General features: G+C 71.4%; 17 protein-coding genes. 8 read left to right on the top strand and 9 right to left on the bottom strand.

All coding sequences use genetic code 11. From position 1 onward, the window contains the following. Nucleotides 1-26 precede the first annotated feature (26 nt). Genes HJC40_RS05645 through HJC40_RS05635 form a run of 3 tightly spaced genes read right to left on the bottom strand, consistent with a single transcriptional unit; the run spans nucleotide 27 to nucleotide 1,690 of the window. Nucleotides 27-809, bottom strand: a complete 783-nt coding sequence (locus HJC40_RS05645) for an LLM class F420-dependent oxidoreductase (protein WP_249998665.1) — start codon at nucleotides 807-809, stop codon at nucleotides 27-29. Nucleotides 810-818: 9 nt separating this feature from the next. After that, nucleotides 819-1,430 carry a polysaccharide deacetylase family protein gene (locus tag HJC40_RS05640; protein ID WP_249998662.1) on the bottom strand — a complete coding sequence of 204 codons (612 nt, stop codon included), beginning with the start codon at nucleotides 1,428-1,430 and terminating at the stop codon, nucleotides 819-821. Further along, nucleotides 1,427-1,690, bottom strand: a complete 264-nt coding sequence (locus HJC40_RS05635) for a hypothetical protein (RefSeq protein ID WP_249998659.1) — start codon at nucleotides 1,688-1,690, stop codon at nucleotides 1,427-1,429. Before HJC40_RS05635 ends, HJC40_RS05640 begins: the two co-directional genes overlap by 4 nt. Before the next feature lie 33 nt (nucleotides 1,691-1,723). On the opposite strand from HJC40_RS05635, the gene HJC40_RS05630 reads away from it, so the two are divergent. The 4 genes from HJC40_RS05630 to HJC40_RS05615 all read left to right on the top strand — a co-directional run bounded on the left by HJC40_RS05630 (nucleotide 1,724) and on the right by HJC40_RS05615 (nucleotide 6,348). Then, nucleotides 1,724-3,160, top strand: coding sequence for a YcaO-like family protein (locus HJC40_RS05630; RefSeq protein ID WP_249998656.1), 1,437 nt, complete (start codon nucleotides 1,724-1,726; stop codon nucleotides 3,158-3,160). A gap of 100 nt (nucleotides 3,161-3,260) precedes the next feature. Then, complete coding sequence (locus HJC40_RS05625) at nucleotides 3,261-4,583, top strand: sugar ABC transporter substrate-binding protein (protein WP_249998655.1); 1,323 nt, start codon at nucleotides 3,261-3,263, stop codon at nucleotides 4,581-4,583. Continuing rightward, entirely contained in the window at nucleotides 4,583-5,476 is an 894-nt protein-coding gene (locus HJC40_RS05620) for a carbohydrate ABC transporter permease (RefSeq protein ID WP_249998654.1), read from the top strand. The genes HJC40_RS05625 and HJC40_RS05620 overlap by 1 nt, the downstream gene beginning before the upstream one ends. Next, on the top strand, nucleotides 5,473-6,348 hold the full coding sequence (locus HJC40_RS05615; RefSeq protein ID WP_249998653.1) for a carbohydrate ABC transporter permease: 876 nt from the start codon (nucleotides 5,473-5,475) through the stop codon (nucleotides 6,346-6,348). Before HJC40_RS05620 ends, HJC40_RS05615 begins: the two co-directional genes overlap by 4 nt. 13 nt (nucleotides 6,349-6,361) lie before the next feature. Here HJC40_RS05615 and HJC40_RS05610 read toward each other — a convergent pair whose 3' ends face one another. After that, nucleotides 6,362-7,066: a GAF and ANTAR domain-containing protein gene (locus HJC40_RS05610; RefSeq protein WP_308200843.1), complete on the bottom strand. Its 705-nt coding sequence runs from the start codon at nucleotides 7,064-7,066 to the stop codon at nucleotides 6,362-6,364. Between the two features lie 575 nt (nucleotides 7,067-7,641). On the opposite strand from HJC40_RS05610, the gene HJC40_RS05605 reads away from it, so the two are divergent. The 3 genes from HJC40_RS05605 (at nucleotide 7,642) to HJC40_RS05595 (ending at nucleotide 9,857) form a co-directional block, all read left to right on the top strand. Continuing rightward, a complete protein-coding gene (locus HJC40_RS05605) occupies nucleotides 7,642-8,373 on the top strand; it encodes a GAF and ANTAR domain-containing protein (RefSeq protein ID WP_249998651.1) in 732 nt (243 codons plus the stop codon). 109 nt (nucleotides 8,374-8,482) lie between these two features. Beyond that, nucleotides 8,483-8,881: an STAS domain-containing protein gene (locus tag HJC40_RS05600; protein ID WP_249998650.1), complete on the top strand. Its 399-nt coding sequence runs from the start codon at nucleotides 8,483-8,485 to the stop codon at nucleotides 8,879-8,881. 55 nt (nucleotides 8,882-8,936) lie between these two features. Then, nucleotides 8,937-9,857, top strand: coding sequence for an AraC family transcriptional regulator (locus HJC40_RS05595; protein ID WP_249998649.1), 921 nt, complete (start codon nucleotides 8,937-8,939; stop codon nucleotides 9,855-9,857). Between the two features lie 13 nt (nucleotides 9,858-9,870). On the opposite strand, the gene HJC40_RS05590 is transcribed toward HJC40_RS05595, so the two are convergent. From HJC40_RS05590 to HJC40_RS05575, 4 genes are all read right to left on the bottom strand, one after another. Then, complete coding sequence (locus HJC40_RS05590; RefSeq protein ID WP_249998648.1) at nucleotides 9,871-10,656, bottom strand: hypothetical protein; 786 nt, start codon at nucleotides 10,654-10,656, stop codon at nucleotides 9,871-9,873. Further along, the gene (locus tag HJC40_RS05585; protein ID WP_249998647.1) at nucleotides 10,653-11,222 is read right to left on the bottom strand and encodes an RNA polymerase sigma factor; all 570 of its coding nucleotides are present in this window, start codon (nucleotides 11,220-11,222) and stop codon (nucleotides 10,653-10,655) included. The genes HJC40_RS05590 and HJC40_RS05585 overlap by 4 nt, the downstream gene beginning before the upstream one ends. After that, the gene (locus HJC40_RS05580; protein ID WP_249998646.1) at nucleotides 11,219-12,364 is read right to left on the bottom strand and encodes an acyltransferase; all 1,146 of its coding nucleotides are present in this window, start codon (nucleotides 12,362-12,364) and stop codon (nucleotides 11,219-11,221) included. The genes HJC40_RS05585 and HJC40_RS05580 overlap by 4 nt, the downstream gene beginning before the upstream one ends. A 64-nt stretch (nucleotides 12,365-12,428) precedes the next feature. Further along, complete coding sequence (locus tag HJC40_RS05575) at nucleotides 12,429-13,100, bottom strand: TetR/AcrR family transcriptional regulator (protein ID WP_249998645.1); 672 nt, start codon at nucleotides 13,098-13,100, stop codon at nucleotides 12,429-12,431. Nucleotides 13,101-13,172: 72 nt separating this feature from the next. Here HJC40_RS05575 and HJC40_RS05570 point away from each other — a divergent pair, with 72 nt between their 5' ends. After that, a complete protein-coding gene (locus tag HJC40_RS05570; RefSeq protein ID WP_249998644.1) occupies nucleotides 13,173-14,819 on the top strand; it encodes a TIGR03086 family metal-binding protein in 1,647 nt (548 codons plus the stop codon). A 33-nt stretch (nucleotides 14,820-14,852) separates the two neighbouring features. Here HJC40_RS05570 and HJC40_RS05565 read toward each other — a convergent pair whose 3' ends face one another. Then, entirely contained in the window at nucleotides 14,853-15,770 is a 918-nt protein-coding gene (locus HJC40_RS05565; protein ID WP_249998643.1) for a LysR family transcriptional regulator, read from the bottom strand. Nucleotides 15,771-15,870 lie beyond the last annotated feature (100 nt).

Raw genomic sequence — 15,870 nt, 5'->3', positions numbered from 1 at the left:
GCCAGACATCGACACCTGTCAAGAAGTCAGCCGTTGTTGACCTGATCGCGCCAGGCGATCCAGGCCCGGAGTTCGCTGAGGTCGTAGTCGGGACCGTCGGCGCTCACGGTGAACAGCGAGACGCCCAGGTCGCGCATGACCGGACCGCTCTCGGCCGGGACCCCGCCGGAGGCGGCGGAGATCTCGATCTCGGCCGGGTCGCGTCCGACGTCGGCACAGTGCTGCTTCAGGATGCCGATCTTGCGCTCGACCGTCGCGGCGTCGCCGAAGCTGTGCCAGATGTCGGCGTGCCGGGCGACCAGGCGCAGCGTCTTCTTCTCGCCGCCGCCGCCGATCAGCACCGGGATCTTGCGGGTCGGCGGCGGGTTCAGCTTGGCGAAGCGGGACTCGATGCGCGGCAGCGCCTCGGCCAGGGCGTCGAGGCGGCCGCCGGCCGTGCCGAACTCGTAGCCGTACTCCTGGTAGTCGCGCTCGAACCAGCCGGAACCGATGCCGAGGATGAGCCGGCCGTCGCTGATGTGGTCGACCGTGCGCGCCATGTCGGCCAGCAGCTCGGGGTTGCGATAGCTGTTGCAGCTGACCAGGGCGCCGATCTCCACCCGGGTGGTCTGCTCGGCCCAGGCGGCCAGCATCGTCCAGCACTCGAAGTGCAGGCCGTCGGGCTCGCCGTGCAGCGGGTAGAAGTGGTCCCAGTTGAACAGGATGTCGACGCCGAGCTCTTCGGCCTCGGCGGCGACGCGGCGGATCGTCCGGTAGTCGGCGTGCTGGGGCTGGAGCTGAAAACCGATCCGCACAGGCCTCGAAGTCATGAGCTCAGCCTAGTCAGAACCCTCCGCACCCTGCTTGGTAACGACGGGCGGGATTCGCTCGATCGACCAGTTCGAGACCAGGTGACGGAGGCCGTACTCGCGGACGGTCCGGTCGCCCAGCAGGCTCGGGTCGAATCGGGACCCGCCCTTCCAGGCGCCGATCCGGGGCCGGTGGCCGGTGAGCGCCTCGATGCGGGTGATCGGCCCGATCACCTCGCGCTGCACGGTCACCGGCGTGACCTCGGCGACGGTCGCGTGGCCGGCGGTGTGGAAGCCGATCTCGTGGACGGCGGCGATCTGGCGCCACTCGTCGTCGGTCACGTTGGCCAGGTGCGGGTCGTAGTGCTCGAACAGCGGGAAGAAGTACGCCTTCAGCCCCAGGTTGGCGCATTCCTCGGCCCCGAACAGGGCGGCCTCGCGCATGCCGTCGTAGAAGGCCACGAACACCCGGGGCCCGTCCGGCGCCGGCTCGTCCGGGTCGTACCGCGGGCCGAGATCGGCCACCCGGCGCAGGCTCTCGAGCACCGACGCGCGGTTCTCGGCGGCGATCTCGTGGAAGTTCAGCGCCACGATCGGCGACCGGGCCAGCGCGGCGCTGTGACCGCTGGTCCAACGACTCAACGGACCGGCTCCTCTCCGAGGGTGGACTGCAGGCGGTACGCGTCGACGGAGAACAGGCGCAGCTCGTCCAGATCGACGCCCAGGCCGGCCGCGACCCGGGTCACGACCTCGGGCGGACCGGCGTCGGGATTCGCCTCCCCGGCGGCCAGGGTGTCGCTGCTGAACAGCATCATCGGGATCGCCGTCCCCTCCACCGACTGGCCGAGGATCAGGCGTCTGAGCGTGGTCGAGTTGGTCTCCGGATTGGGTTCGCTCGGCACGGACGGGTCTCCAGCCGTGAGTAGGGTGATCGGGTGTCTCTCACCGATGTGATCAGCCACTACCGTACGGTCCTGGCCCGCTTCGGTCAGATCGTCGACTTCGACATCTCCGGGCTCGACCGGCTCGGGATCCCGGTGACCAGCTGCTCGCTGGCCTCGGAGGGCCGGTTCCGCCATCACGGCAACGGTTACGGCGCGACCGGTGAGGCGGCCGAGGTCAGCGGGCTCGGCGAGCTGGCCGAGGGCGTGGTGGCCGCGGCCGGGCTGACCGAGCGGCACGCCGCCGGCCGCACCGGGTCGTACGCCGGCCTGGTGGCCGCCGAGGGTCGCGACCGGGTCGCCGACCCGCGCACGCTCGGGTTGCCCGCGGGCTCCCCGTACGACGACGCCCGGCCCCTGGTCTGGCTGCCGGTGACCCGCCTGGGGACGGGCGAGACCGTGTGGCTGCCCGAGGACTTCGTGGCCAGCGAGCCCGCCGAGGCCCGCGGCCCGGAGAGACTGATCACGCCGATCACCAACGGGCTCGGCGCCGGGCTCGACGACGATCGCGCGATCACCCACGGCCTGCTCGAGCTGCTGCAGCGGCACACCAACGGGTTGCGTTTCCGGGCGCTCGACCGGCGGTCCCCGGTGATCGCGCCGGAGACCCTGCCGGAGCCGGTCCGGGCGCTGGTGGACAGGCTGGCCGCGCACGGTCTGCGGCCGGTGCTCAAGCACGCGGCGACGGCCTTCGGCGTGACCTCGACGTACGCGATGGGGGTCGACCCCGCTCCGGGCGCCGGCATCCGGGTGACCGCCGGTGGCGAGGCGGCCCACCCGTCGGCCGAGGTCAGCCTGACCAAGGCACTGCTCGAGTACGCCAACTCGCGGTCGCGCAAGGCCTTCTGCTTCGGTGACCGGGCGGCCGCGCGGTCGATCGCCCCGGCGGCGTACTGGCAGAACCTGGGCGAGCCCGGGCGGGGCGAGCCCCGGGCGCACGCGGCGATGACGGCCTGGGCCGACCTGGGGCACGAGGATCTGCGGACCCTCACCGCTCCCGACGAAGCCCATAGCGTGACCTACGCCGACATCTCTGGCACGGCGGTCCCCGAGGGGGCGGCGCTCCGGGAGCACCTGCTGGCCACGCTGGCCGGCGGTGAGATCGGCCACGACGTGCTGGTGGCCCGCACAGCGGTCGACGGGGTCGTCGCGGCCAAGGTCGTCGTGACCGGCCTCGAGGTGGAGACGCTCTCGTACGGGCGGATCGGCGAGCTCGGGGTCCGCGACGCCCTAGCCGGCGACCTGGACCTGGTCCGGGTGCAGTCGCGCCCCTCGAGCACGCATCCGGCCCGGATCGCGCTGACCCCCGAGGCCGAGGAGCGGCTGGGCGGACCGGCCTGGTACTCGTACGCCGTGGCCGACCGGATCGTCGGCCCGCTCTACCCGCTCTACCGCGAACCGCCGCGCCATTCGGTGGCGGTTCCCGGCTGAATCGACGCACGCCACGAGTTGCGTCGTTTACTGCGTCGTTCCATGGTTATGGACAAGGACCGCGGCGCTACGCCGCGTCCGGGACAGCGGAGGTGGCAGCATGTCAGAGCTCAGACGGCGAACATTGCTCAAGGCGGTCGGCGCGGCGGGCGCGGCCGGATGGCTCGCGGCCTGCTCGTCCGGCGGCGACGACGACGCGAAGGGTGGCGCGGCCACCAGCGGCCCGCTGACCGGCAGCGCGCGGTTCACCACCTGGGCGAGCGACCAGGAGGCGGCGGCGTTCAAGAAGCTCGCGGCCGACTTCCAGGCCGCCCGCGGCGCCGAGATCAAGATCGAGATCCTGCCGTACGACCAGATCCGTACGGTCGTCGACCGGCAGTTGCAGGCGAATCAGGCACCCGACCTGTTCCGCGTCTCCTACACCGATGTCGGCAGCTATGCCCAGAACGGTGTGCTCGCCGACCTCAGCGACTACCTCGACGACTCGTTCGGCGACGTGTTCCTGCCGGCGCTGTGGTCGGCCGTGCAGTCCGACGGCAAGCCCTTCGGCGTCCCGCACCACACCGACACCTCCGCCCTGGTCTACAACAAGGCCCACTTCGCCAAGGCCGGGATCACCTCGGTGCCGGCCTCGCTGGATCAGGCGTGGACGTGGGAGCAGTTCACCGACGTGCTGCGCAAGCTCAAGGCGGCCAACCCGGGCGTCGCGCCGTTCGCCTTCAACTACCAGCTCTACGGCGCGTACCGCTGGTTCAACACCGTGTACCAGGCCGGCGGCGCCCTGCTCGACGACTCCCTGACCAAGCCGGCTCTGGACTCGGCGCAGACCCGCCGGGCCCTCGAGTTCACCCGCAGCCTGTACACCGAGGGGCTGCACGAGCGCAGCATCCTGGTCAAACGCCCGACCTACCCGGACAACATCTTCCCGACCCAGAAGATCTCCATGATCCAGGCCGGCGACTTCCTGATCCCGTCGATCGACGCCGCGGTCAAGGACAAGTTCGAGTGGGGCGTCACCTACCTGATGCGGGACGCCGGCGCGGCCACCGATCTGGGCGGCAACGCGGTCGTCGTGACCGACCAGGCCAAGAACCCGGACGTGGCCGCCGAGTTCGCCAAGTTCCTGGTGACCAAGGAGAACATGCAGACGTTCTGCGAGCAGACGACGGTGCTGCCGGTCCGCAAGGATCTGGCCGACGCCAAGCTGGCGTACGCCTCCCGGCCCGACCTGATGCCGGTCTTCCAGCAGCAGGCCACCACCATGCCCGAGGGCCTGGTCAAGGCGTCGACCTCGCCGGCCTTCGCGGGCATCAACCAGACCCTGGTCGACACCATGGACCAGTACCTGTCGAACCCCTCGGCCAACACCGACGATGTGGTGCGGCAGCTCACGGCCGGCGTCCAGAAGGCCCTGCAGGCCTGATGGCGGTCTCCACGGCGCGCCGCGCCGGGCGCCGGGCGGAGGCCTGGGCCGGCGTCGTGCTCACCAGCCCGGCGCTGCTGGTGTTCACCGTCTTCATGTTCGTCCCGATCGCCCTGACGTTCTGGTACAGCCTGCACCGGTACAGCGGTTTCGGCCGGATGCGCTGGCTGGGCCTGGACAACTACCGCACGATCGCCGACGATCCGACGTTCTGGATCGCGTTGCGCAACACCGTCGCCTTCACCGTCGTCTCCGTGCCGCTGAGCATCGCCCTCGGCCTGGGCGCGGCCATGCTGCTCAACCGGTGGATGCCGGCCCGGGGGCTGTTCCGCGCGCTGGTCTATCTGCCCGTGGTCATCTCCGGCGTGGCCGCCGGCGTCATCTTCCTGCGGCTGTTCGACCCGGTCACCGGCATCCTCAACCAGCTGCTGACGCAGATCGGTCTGCCCGCGGTGAACTGGCAGGGCGACGGGGTGGCCGCCATGGCGTCGGTCATCGCGGTGACCACCTGGCAGGGCATCGGCTTCGGCATGGTCGTCTATCTGGCCGGGCTGCAGTCGATACCGCGGGAGATCTACGAGGCCGCCGCCGTGGACGGGGCCGCCGGCTGGCGCCGGTTCCGCCGCATCACCTGGCCGCTGCTCGCGCCGACGACGTTCTTCCTCGTCGTCTACTCGATCATCACCAGCTTCCAGGTCTTCGACGTGGTCTACGTCCTGACCCGGGGCGGTCCGGGCACGTCGACGACCTTCCTGGTCCAGTACGCCTACGACCAGGGCTTCAACCAGCGGCGCCAGGGCTACGCCGCGGCCATCGGGGTGATCCTGTACGTCATCGTCCTGGCCCTCACCGTCGTCCAGTGGCGGCTGCAACGACGAAGGGACGAGGCATGACCACCGTCACCACCCCGCCGGCCCGGGTGGCCGACCAGGAGCAGGCCGAGCAGCGGCCGCCGTCCCGCAGTCGCCGCCTGCGGGTGGTCGTGGCCGTCGTGGGCGTCCTGATCCTGATGTTCCCGATCTACTGGATGCTGCGCGTGTCGGTGGCCGGCACCGACGAGCTCAGTTCGCTGCCGGTCTCGTTGTGGCCGAGCGACTGGCGCCTCGGCAACTACGTCGAGCCGTGGGCGCAGTACCCGTTCCTGCGCTGGCTGGGCAACTCGGTCGTCATCGCCGTGGTGTCCGTCGTGGCGACCGTCTTCATCAACCTGTGTGCCGGGTACGCCTTCGCCAAGCTGCGCTTCCCCGGCCGCGACCTGCTGTTCCTGCTCATCATCAGCACGCTCATGGTGCCCATCCAGGTCATCATGGTGCCGCAGTTCCAGCTGGTCATCGACCTCAACCTGGTCAACAGCCTGGGCGGGGTCATCCTGCCGCGCCTGGCCGAGGCGTTCGGTCTGTTCATGGCCCGCCAGTTCTTCCTGTCGATCCCCGACGAACTGCTCGAGGCGGCCCGGTGCGACGGCGCGGGACACCTGCGGACCTTCCGGTCGGTCGTACTGCCGTTGTCCGGCCCGCTCGTCGCGGTGCTGGTCATCTTCACGTTCATGTGGCGATGGAACGAATTCGTGTGGCCGCTGATCGTGCTGACCGACAGCGACTCGTACACCTTGCCGGTGGGCCTGCAGTTCCTGATCCAGCAGTTCAGCAACGACTTCGGGCCGCTGCTGGCCATGTCCTTCCTCTCGATCCTGCCGATGCTGGCGGTCTTCGCGATCTTCCAGCGCTACTTCGTCGAAGGGATCGCCCGCACCGGCATCCGCTGACCGCCGTTTCTCGTCAGGGCGCGGTTCCCTCCTCAGGGGACTGCGTCCGGGCGACGAGCGCGGTCGCGACGTCGCGCAGCTTGCGGTTCGAGTCCTGCGAGATCTTGGTGAGGAACGCGAACGCGTCGTCGGCGCCGCACCGGCGCTCGGCCATGACGATGCCCTTGGCCTGCTCGATGACGGCCCGGTTCTCCATGGCGTCACGCATCTGCCGGGCCAGCCTGACCGTCCGGTCGTACAGATGGGCGTTGGCCAGGAACACGGTGGCGTGGCCGGCGAAGGTCTGGGCGGCCTGGACCGCGTCGTCGTCGAACGCGCCGGATGGGCGGCCATAGATGTTGAGCGCGCCGCTGACGTCGCCGAGGATCGGCATCGGGACGGACAGGACACTGCCGGCGCCCGCCCTCGCCGCGTGCAGCGGCCACCGGTTCCACCGCGTGTCCTCGGCGGTGTCCGGGACCAGGACGGTCGACCGCTCGGCGGCGGCCTGCAGACACGGCCCGAGCTGCCCCTGGTATTGCAACTCGTCGAGACGCAACGCGGTCTCGTCGGTGTACGCCGCCGTGTACGGCCGGCGCCCGGTCATGACGGTCACCGACACGTAGTCGGCGCTGGGCAGACCCTCGTGGGCGAAGTCGCTGACGCGGCGAAAGACCGCCGGCAGCTCCGTCTCGTCGAATTTGATCAGCCCCAGCCGAGCCAGCAGACGGTCGGACACGGTGGGATGGTGCGACGGCATCGTCAATCTCCTGCAGCGGACCGCCACCGGTACGGCGGCCTGAGTGGACCGGATCGTGGCCCACCGGGCCGTGAACCCTTCGGGACCTGCGCCGCTGCTTGACGCCGACTGCCACCGGCCCGGAGACCGGCGGCAGATCCCGATGCTACCGGAGGGTTTCCGGCGGTTGTTCCCCGACACAACCGGTCGCGGCAGCGACGAAGCAACAGGTCTGCGGCTCCGGCCCGGCCGGGCACAAATGCGGACGGCGAATACCCAGGGTCACGCGTTCAAACCCCCGAGCCGGAGGACATTCACCCGCATCCCGGACGGTACTGAAGAAGCCGATGGGCACCTGACCTGTCTTCGTCCAATGGCGACCGGCCGTCGTCGCGCGACTCCGTCCCGACCACGTCATCACGGTGGTGTTCGGGTACCATGGGAACCTGTGGCGGGCGTCTTATGACGCCGGCGAGCCTGCGTGGATGACAGCGTGGACCCGAACCGCTGTACTGAGGGTTCTGCAGCAATCCGCGCATGGTCCGGCCGCCTCCCCGGCGCCGGCGGTGTGCCCTATGGCGAAGGACGACGTCGTGGCCGCCGGCAACCTGATGGACCCGGGTGACGCGTTCGCGCGACTGGGCCGGATCAAGCTCAGCGAGACAGATCTCCACGGTGTGCTCGACACGATCGCCGATCTGGCCAAGAACACCATTCCGGGCGCGAAAGAAGTCTCCGTGACCCTGATTCGCGGCGAGAACGCTTATACGGCCGCGTTCACCGGCGACCTGGCGCTCAAGCTCGACGAGTCACAGTACCGGGCAGGTCACGGACCCTGTCTCGACGCGGCCGCCGCAGCCGCGACGCTGTCGTTGCCGCGGATCGATCAGGAGAGCCGCTGGCCCGGCTGGACGCCCCAGGCGCTGGGCAGTGGGGTGCAGAGTTCCCTGTCGGTCGGGTTGCCGGTGCAGGAGGCCGTCACCGGCGCGATGAACATCTATGCCACCGAGCCGGAGGCGTTCGACGACGACGCGGTGGAACTGGCCGAGACCTTCGCCGGTTACGCCGCGGTCGTCCTGGCCAACGCCCACCTGTACGACGCCACCGCCACCCTGGCCGAGCAGATGCGCGCGGCGATGGCCAGCCGCGCCGTGATCGAGCAGGCCAAGGGCATCATCATGGCCGAGCGGCGCTGCACGGCCGACGAGGCTTTCCAAATCCTCACCCGCATGTCGCAGAACGCCAACCACAAGCTCCGCGACGTCGCCGTGATCCTGGTGGAGAAGGCAGAGAAGCGCCGGCCGTGATGCCCGACCGATAGTCCTCATCGCTGGCCGACGGGCCCGCCGAGGGATAGCCTGATCGACGAACCTTCAGCAGTGAGGGGCGGCTGAGTCCGCACAAGCTGGAGGACGCATGTCTACTGAACCGGTCAATTCGGCGGAAACCGCCAAGACCGTCACCCACCCCGATCGATTGTTGACCATCACTGTCGACTCCGACGACAACCGCGACGTCCAGTCGATGACCGCGGCGGGGGAAATCGACTCCCTCAACGCCACGCACCTTCGCGAAGCGGTGAACGACGTCGTACGCGGTCGTCGCCCCAGCCGGGTCGAGCTCGACCTGCACGGCGTGAGTTTCCTGGACTCCACCGGCATCCGGGTCCTGCTGGAGTGCCACGAGGACGCTCGCCTCATGAATTGCGGGTTCACGCTGGTCGACGCCCACCCCGTGGCCTACCGGGTGCTCCAGATCTCCGGACTGACCGATCACTTCGGGCTCTCCTCGGAGCAGACCTACGCGAACCGGTGACCGGCCCGCGGGCAGCGGCACCCCAGCGGCGGCCGGGCGCCCGACGGCCGGCTGCTTGACCGCGGGCACTCGCCGGACCCGGAGCGCCTTCGCCGATCTCGATCTGCGATTCGGAGCCGAGAACCCGGACGGCGCCGGCCTTCGATCCGCCGCCACCCGGCTGGGCGACACCGGCGTCCTGCGGCTGCACTACTCCGGCCGGACCCAGTTGCGGACGACGCCCAGCGGAGACGTCTACATCAGTCACCTGACCGCCGGTGAGATCACGCTGGCCAGCGGCAAGGACGAATATCGGGCCGGAGCCGGTGAGGTGCTGCTGGTTCTGCCGGATGACAGCCAGGACGTGGACTGGCAGGTGATGGGAGCATTCGCCGTACGGCTGCCCCGGGCGCTGCTCGAGGAGGCCGCCCAAGCCCGGACCGGCCTCGACGGCGGCGACCTCCGCTTCACCGGCTCCCGGCCGCTCTCCCCCGAGCTGGGCCGGCACTGGACCCAGACCATCAACTACCTCGGCGCCGGCGTGCTGGCCGACCCGGCGCTGGCCGCCAACCCGCTGATCGCCGGCAACGCCCAGCACCTCCTGGCCGCGACTGCTCTGGCCGTGTTCCCCACCAGCCTGCCGGGGGCTCCGCGGTCCGCCGGCACGGCGACCTCGCAGGTGGTACGCCGCGCGATGGCCTACATCGACGACAACGCCGACCGGGCGGTCACGATCACCGAGATGGCTGCGGCGGCCGGTGTTCAGCCCCGGGCGTTGCAACTGGCGTTCCGCCGCCACCGCGACACCACGCCGACCCGGTACGCCCGCACCGTCCGCCTCGAGCGGGCCCACCGCGACCTGCGGGCCGCCGATCCGACCACCGGGATCACCATCGCCACGATCGCGACCCGATGGGGCTTCACCCATCTCGGCCGGTTCAGCACCGATTACCGGGCCGCGTACGGGGTCAGCCCCAGCCACACGCTGCGCACCTGAATCCCGGAGGCGATCAGTCGAGCTTCGGCTGCTCGTAGAGCCGGCTCGCCGACAGATCGGGCACCACGCTGCCGTCCGCGAGCCGCAGGGTCAGGGTGGTGGTGTTGCTGCTCGACTCGTCGAGGCCTTCGGGATACCAGGCGCCGAAGTAGCCGTCCCGGACGGTCGCCCGGACGATGCGGGACGAGGCGCCGTCCGCGGTCCGCAGGGTGATGTCCACGCCGGTCACCTGGGAGCCGACGTGCCCGGCCATGAGCCGGACGTAGCCTTCGTCGGTGTGCAGCTGGCCCCAGCCGTACAACTCGGCACCCCGGGCGCCGAGCCGCTCGGTGCTGGTCAGCACGGCGAGGATGCTCGTCTCGCGCACAGCCCCGTCGTGGTCCCGGAAGCACGTCCGGCTCCCGGCGGGCGACACCGCGTTCACGTAGGCGTAGTCGCCGCGCTTCTCGCCGATCACCACCCGGGCGGTCGCCACTTCCTGTGCCGGTAGGCACCGGGCGACGATGTCGCGCCCCTCGACGGCGGAGATCGGGCCGGGCTCGGCCGTCCACGACGCGTACGCGGGACCGGTGCCGACCAGGGTCAGCGCGAAGGCGCCGACGGCGGCGAGCGTCGCGGCCACGCCGGCGATCGCCAGGCGGGGCCGGCGGCGGCGCGCGGGCGCCGGGACGCGGGTGGGTCGCCGGTCGGTGGCGACGATCCGCTCGAGCAGTTCGCGCGCGGGTTCCTGCCCTACTCGGGGCGGCACGGGGGTCGCGGCGGATCGGATCGCCCGGGCGAGGTCGTCGTCGGGGGTCATACGGAGCCTCCATGGGGCGAGCGGCCGGCGGGTGCGGGGCTGGTGGTGGGCTCGGGTCCGGGCTGTCGGCGCAGGTGCTCGCGCAGGCGGCGGCGGGCGCGCAGCAGCCGCAGACTGAACGCCGGTCGCGCGATGCCGAGGACGGCGGCGGCCTGCGGCCCGGTGAGGTCCTCGATCGCGGTCAGCGTCAGGATTTCCTGGTCGGCCGGGGACAGGTGCAGCCAGGCCCGGGCCAGGTCGACCCGGGTGGCCACCGCATCGTCCTCGGCGCCGCTCGCGGCATCCGGTTCCCGCAGGATGCGCAGCGCCAGGCTCTGCTGGCGCTGATCGCTGCGCTGCCGGTTGCGCAGGATGTTGCGGGCGACGGTGAACAACCAGGCGCGGGCGTCGTCCAGCGATGCCGGCACCTCGTCCCAGCGGCGCCACGCGGTCAGGAACGTCTCGGCGACGACGTCGTCGGCCACGGCCAGGTGCGTGCGCCGCTCGACGAAGAGCAGCAGGTCGTCGTACGCCGCTTCGAACAGCGCCCGGAAAGCGGAGTCGTCGTCCGCGGTCTCTCGATTCATACGTCCCTCTTGTTCGGCGCCAGCCCGGCCCGTTTCCGGCGCCGCCGGCCCAGCACACCATCGCGGATCAAGGGAGCGAGCGGCCGTTCGACGAAGCGATGAACGAGCCAGGCGGCGACCAGCAGCATGAGGACGGCTCCGCCGATCAGGATCGGCGCGGGCAGTCCGGTGTTCTCGTGGGCGGTGCGGATCAGGCTGTATCCGATCCGCGGGTGCAGGAGATAGAAGGGATAGGTGAGCGCGCCCGCGGTGGCCAGCCGGCGCAGGCGGACCCGATCGGTCCAGCCGAGCGCGATGACCAGCACGGCCACGTACGCCAGGGTGAGCAGGACCGGCGCCGGCCAGACGGCCACCTCGAAGCCGGGGTGCAGGTCCAGGGCCCGCACGTGGACGCGCTGCAGGCTGACCAGCCACGCGGCCAGCAACAGTACCCACAGCCACCGGTCGGCCCGGTTGCGGCGGAGCAGGAACATGGTCATCCCGGCGACGAAGTACGGCGCGAAGTCCGACATCACGACCTCGTCCAGCGCGGCGCCCGGGAACGCGGGCAGCACCACGGCCGCGGCCAGCCAGCCGGCGCCGAACAGCTTCGCGCGCCGGTCGGTCAGCCCGGCCGCCAGCAGGCACGCCGCGATCAGATAGAACCGGAACTCCGTCCAGAGGGTCCAGTACACGGTGTCGACCAGCGGCGTGTTGAGCGGCTCGGCCAGCATGGTCAGGTTGACCAGCACGTCCCCCGCGCCGGGCTGCTGCGTGAACGGCAGCCCGCCGCTGATCGGGAGCACCGCGGTCACCACGGTCGTGATCACGACGGCCGCCCAGAAGGCGGGGTAGAGCCGGGCGGCCCGGGAGGCGGCGAACTCGCGAACGGTCCGCCCCCAGCCGCTCATCAGGATCACGAACCCGCTGATCAGGAAGAAGGTCTCGACACCGAGGAAGCCATAGATCAGCACCGGCGCCGCGTCGGGCAGGAAGTAGGCGGGCGGGTGCACCCCGTCCAGCCGCCACGAGTCGCCGAAGTGGTATCCGGCCACGGCCAGGGCGCAGATCAACCGCAACCCGTCCAGCACGTAGAGCCGGGGCGCCCGCTGGACATCGCGGACAGGCGGCGTGGGAGCGCGGTCGAGCGTGGCGGTCGCCATGAAGTGCTCCTGTCCCGGACGGCTGACTGCGTCCGGACAGACATGTGCGGCACGGCCTCACCTGCTACAGGTGATCACCATCACGCCGCGCCCGGGCGTTCGGCCGGCCGGGCTGCCCGGCCGCCGCCGTTTGCGTGAGCGTCCCGCACAGGGCGTGGAGCAGCGCCTCGTTCAACCAGGCTTCGGAGTCGTCCAGCGACCACCCGAGATCGTCGGTGCGGATGAAATAGGCGGCGTTGCACAGGTGGATCCACAACAGGTCGGCCGCGCGGGCCTCGTCCACGTCGGGCCGGAGCGCGCCCAGGGCCGCCAGTCGCCGGCCGGCCAGACGGAACCCGCCTCGCATGCTCTGGTGGGCGATCTCCTGGGCTTCCCGGACGGAGGGCTCCTGGGGTGCGGCCGCGGCGACCTGGCGCATGAGGCCCGACCAGTGTTCGAACAGCACCCGCGTGGCGTGCACGAGGTAGCTGATCAACTCGCGGGGGTCCGGGATGGTGGCGAGGTCGTCCAGCACGACCGGGATGGCATCGTCCCGGGTGCCCTCCTCGATGAGCGTGCGGAGCAGACCACTCTTGCCCCGGCCGACCGCGTGCACGGTGGCCGTGGCGACCCGCGCCTCCCGGGCGATGTCCTCGACCTTCGTGCCGAAGTAGCCGCGCTCGACGAACAGCGTCCGGGCCGCGTCGAGGATGGCCTGTCGGGTCGCCTGGGCGTACTCGGCCCGTCGGCTTGTCATCTCGCTCACCTCCGGATCGTAGACGATCCACTCATCAGACCGCAGTCTGACGACTAGGCTACAGTCTGATCAATGCGCATCCTCTTCTCCTCGGTTCCCGCCTACGGTCATCTGCTCGCCCTGCTGCCGCTGGCCCGCGCGGCCGTCCGGGCCGGACACGAGGTGGCCCTGCTGACCCACCCCTCGATGGGGGCCGCCGCGCCCTCGCTCACCCTGCTGGCCGCCGGGCCGAGTCAGGCCGAGACCCTGGACGGCACCGCGGCCGAGGTCCTGGATCCGATCGAGTTCTTCGTGGAGCGCCGCATTCGCCCGGGGGCCGCCGACGCCGTCACGGCGGCCCGCCGCTTCGGACCCGACCTGGTCGTCGCCGACCACGTCGACTACCTCGGTCAGTACGCCGCCGCCGTGCTCGGTGTCCCCTGGGCCGCCCACGGTTCGACGCTGCCTCTGGTGGAACCGCTGGCCGCGGTGTTCGCCGAGCGGGCGGGCGCGAGCTTCCGCGAGCTCGGCGTCGAGCCGGCCCGGCCCGTCGCGTACCTGGACCCCTGGCCCGACAGCCTGCTGCGGTCCACCGACAGCTACCCGGCCGATCGGATCCCCGTACGCCCGGAGCCGCACACCGGTGACGGCCCGGCCTGGCTGCCACCCCGGTTCGACGCCGACCGGCCGCTCGTCCTGGTCAGCCTGGGCACCGTCGTCGACGATCCGGCGCTGCTCCGGACGGTCGTCGCGCAGATCGCCGCGTACGACGTGAACGTGCTGGTGGCGCCGCAGGCCGCCGGCGACCTGGACAGCGATCGGGTGCGGACGGCGGGCTTCGTGCCCATGCGCGACCTGCTCGCCGTCAGCGATCTGGTCGTCTCGGCCGGCGGAGCCGGAACGGTCCTGTCCACGCTGGGCGCGGGCCTGCCCTCGGTGCTGCTGCCGCTCGGCCTGGACAAGCCGGTCAACGCCGAGCGGGCGGCCGCGACCGGTGCGGCGTATGTCGTCTCCGGCCCCGACCAGATCGGCCCGGCCGTCGACAAGCTGCTGCGGGACGACGCCGCGCGCGCCGCGGCGCAGACCGTGGCGGCCGGGATCGCCGCGATGCCGTCGCCGGCCGACGCGCTGGAATCGTTGCTGCGCCGGGCCTTCGTCCCGGCCGCCGCGGCGGTCCTGGAGAGTGTGGCCGACCTCGTCGCGGGCACGACCGACGACCAGGCCGCGCTGGCCACGCCGTGCGACGGGATGGACGTCGGGGCCCTGCAGCGGCACCTGCTCGGCTGGCTCGCCATGTTCGGCGCGGCCTTCGCCGACCCGACCGGCCCGCAGCGGCCCGACCCGGCCGCGTATCCCGCCGGGCAGACGCCACGGGAGGCGGCCGCCGAGGTCCGCCGGATCGCTCGCACGGTCGCGACCGCCCTCACCGACGCACAAGAGGACCAGGACATCTCCTTGCCGGCGTTGGGCGGCACGTACCCGCTGCAGGCGGCCGTCGGCCTGCTTCTGGCCGAGGCCCTCGGGCACGGCTGGGATCTCGCCGTCGCCACCGGACGGCAGTGGCGGCCCGACCCGATGGCCGCCGAGCAGGCGCTGGCCGTGGCCCGAACGGTGGTGCAGCCGGCCTATCGGGGCGAGGGGATGCCGTTCGGCGCGGAAGTCGCGATCGACAGCGCGGCCCCGGCGCTCGACCGGCTGGTCGCCTTCCTGGGCCGCGATCCCGGCTCGGGCCGGCGGTAACGAGCTCGCACCGGCCACGGGCGAGTGGTCGGGTCAGAGGTTGCCGGTCAGCACACCCGGGCGTGGTGTCGGGAGCTCCTGCTCGGCGATCGTGAGGACCGCGCGCAGCGCCGCCGACGGGTTGTCGGTCCGCCACGCGAGCGCGGCCGGCAGCAGGACCGTACGGTCGGCCAGCGGGAGGTAGACCAGGCCGCCCTGGCAGATGTGCTCGACCGATTTGAGGGTCAAAGTCACGCCGACCCCGGCCGACACCAGAGCCAGGACGGTGTTCGAATCGGGAGCCTCCTGCACGACCTGGGGCGTGAAGCCGGCCTCCTCGCAGGTGCGGGTCATCGCGTCCCGCAGGGTCGACCCGGCGTTGGCCGGGAGGCCGACGAACGGCTCGTAGGCCAGGTCGCTCAGGTCGACCTCGTCCTTGCCGGCCAGCGGATGGTCGATCGGGAGCGCGCAGACCAGCTGGTCGTTCGCGATGACGCGGGCCCGCAGACCGGGCCGGTCGACCGGCATCCGGACGAAGCCCAGATCGACCGTGCCGTCGGCGACGCTCTCGAGCACCACGTTGGCGTACTTCTGCACCGTCATCACGAGCTCGAGCCCGGGGTGCGTGGCGCGGACCGCCCGGGCCAGCCGGGGCAGCGCCGCGTGGCTCGCCGCGCCGGCGAAACCGATGGTGACCCGCCCGTACTCGCCGGTGGCGGCGGTCGTCGCGGCGCGCTTGGCCACGTCGACGTCCTCGAGCACCCGGCGGGCCGGCTCCAGGAACGTCTCCCCCGCGCTGGTCAGCCGCACGCTGCGGGTGCTGCGCTCGAACAGCTGGACGCCGAGTTCCTTCTCCAGCTGCCGGATCAGCTGACTCAGGGGTGGCTGGGCCATCTGCAGGCGGCGGGCGGCCCGGCCGAAATGCAACTCCTCGGCGACAGCCACGAAGGCAGCCAGGTAACGCAATTCCATGATGATCCCCACTGACGTCGCCGGCGAGCGCCAAGCGTATCCCCGGGGTCCGAGATGCCCGCCGGCGCGCCGATTCCCCGGGCTCCACGCCGGGAAGCCG

The organism is Actinoplanes sp. M2I2, assembly GCF_023544445.1.
Classification (GTDB): Bacteria; Actinomycetota; Actinomycetes; order Mycobacteriales; family Micromonosporaceae; genus Actinoplanes.
The sequence above is the reverse complement of the archived record's forward strand: the minus strand, read 5'-3'. Positions and strand labels throughout refer to the sequence as shown.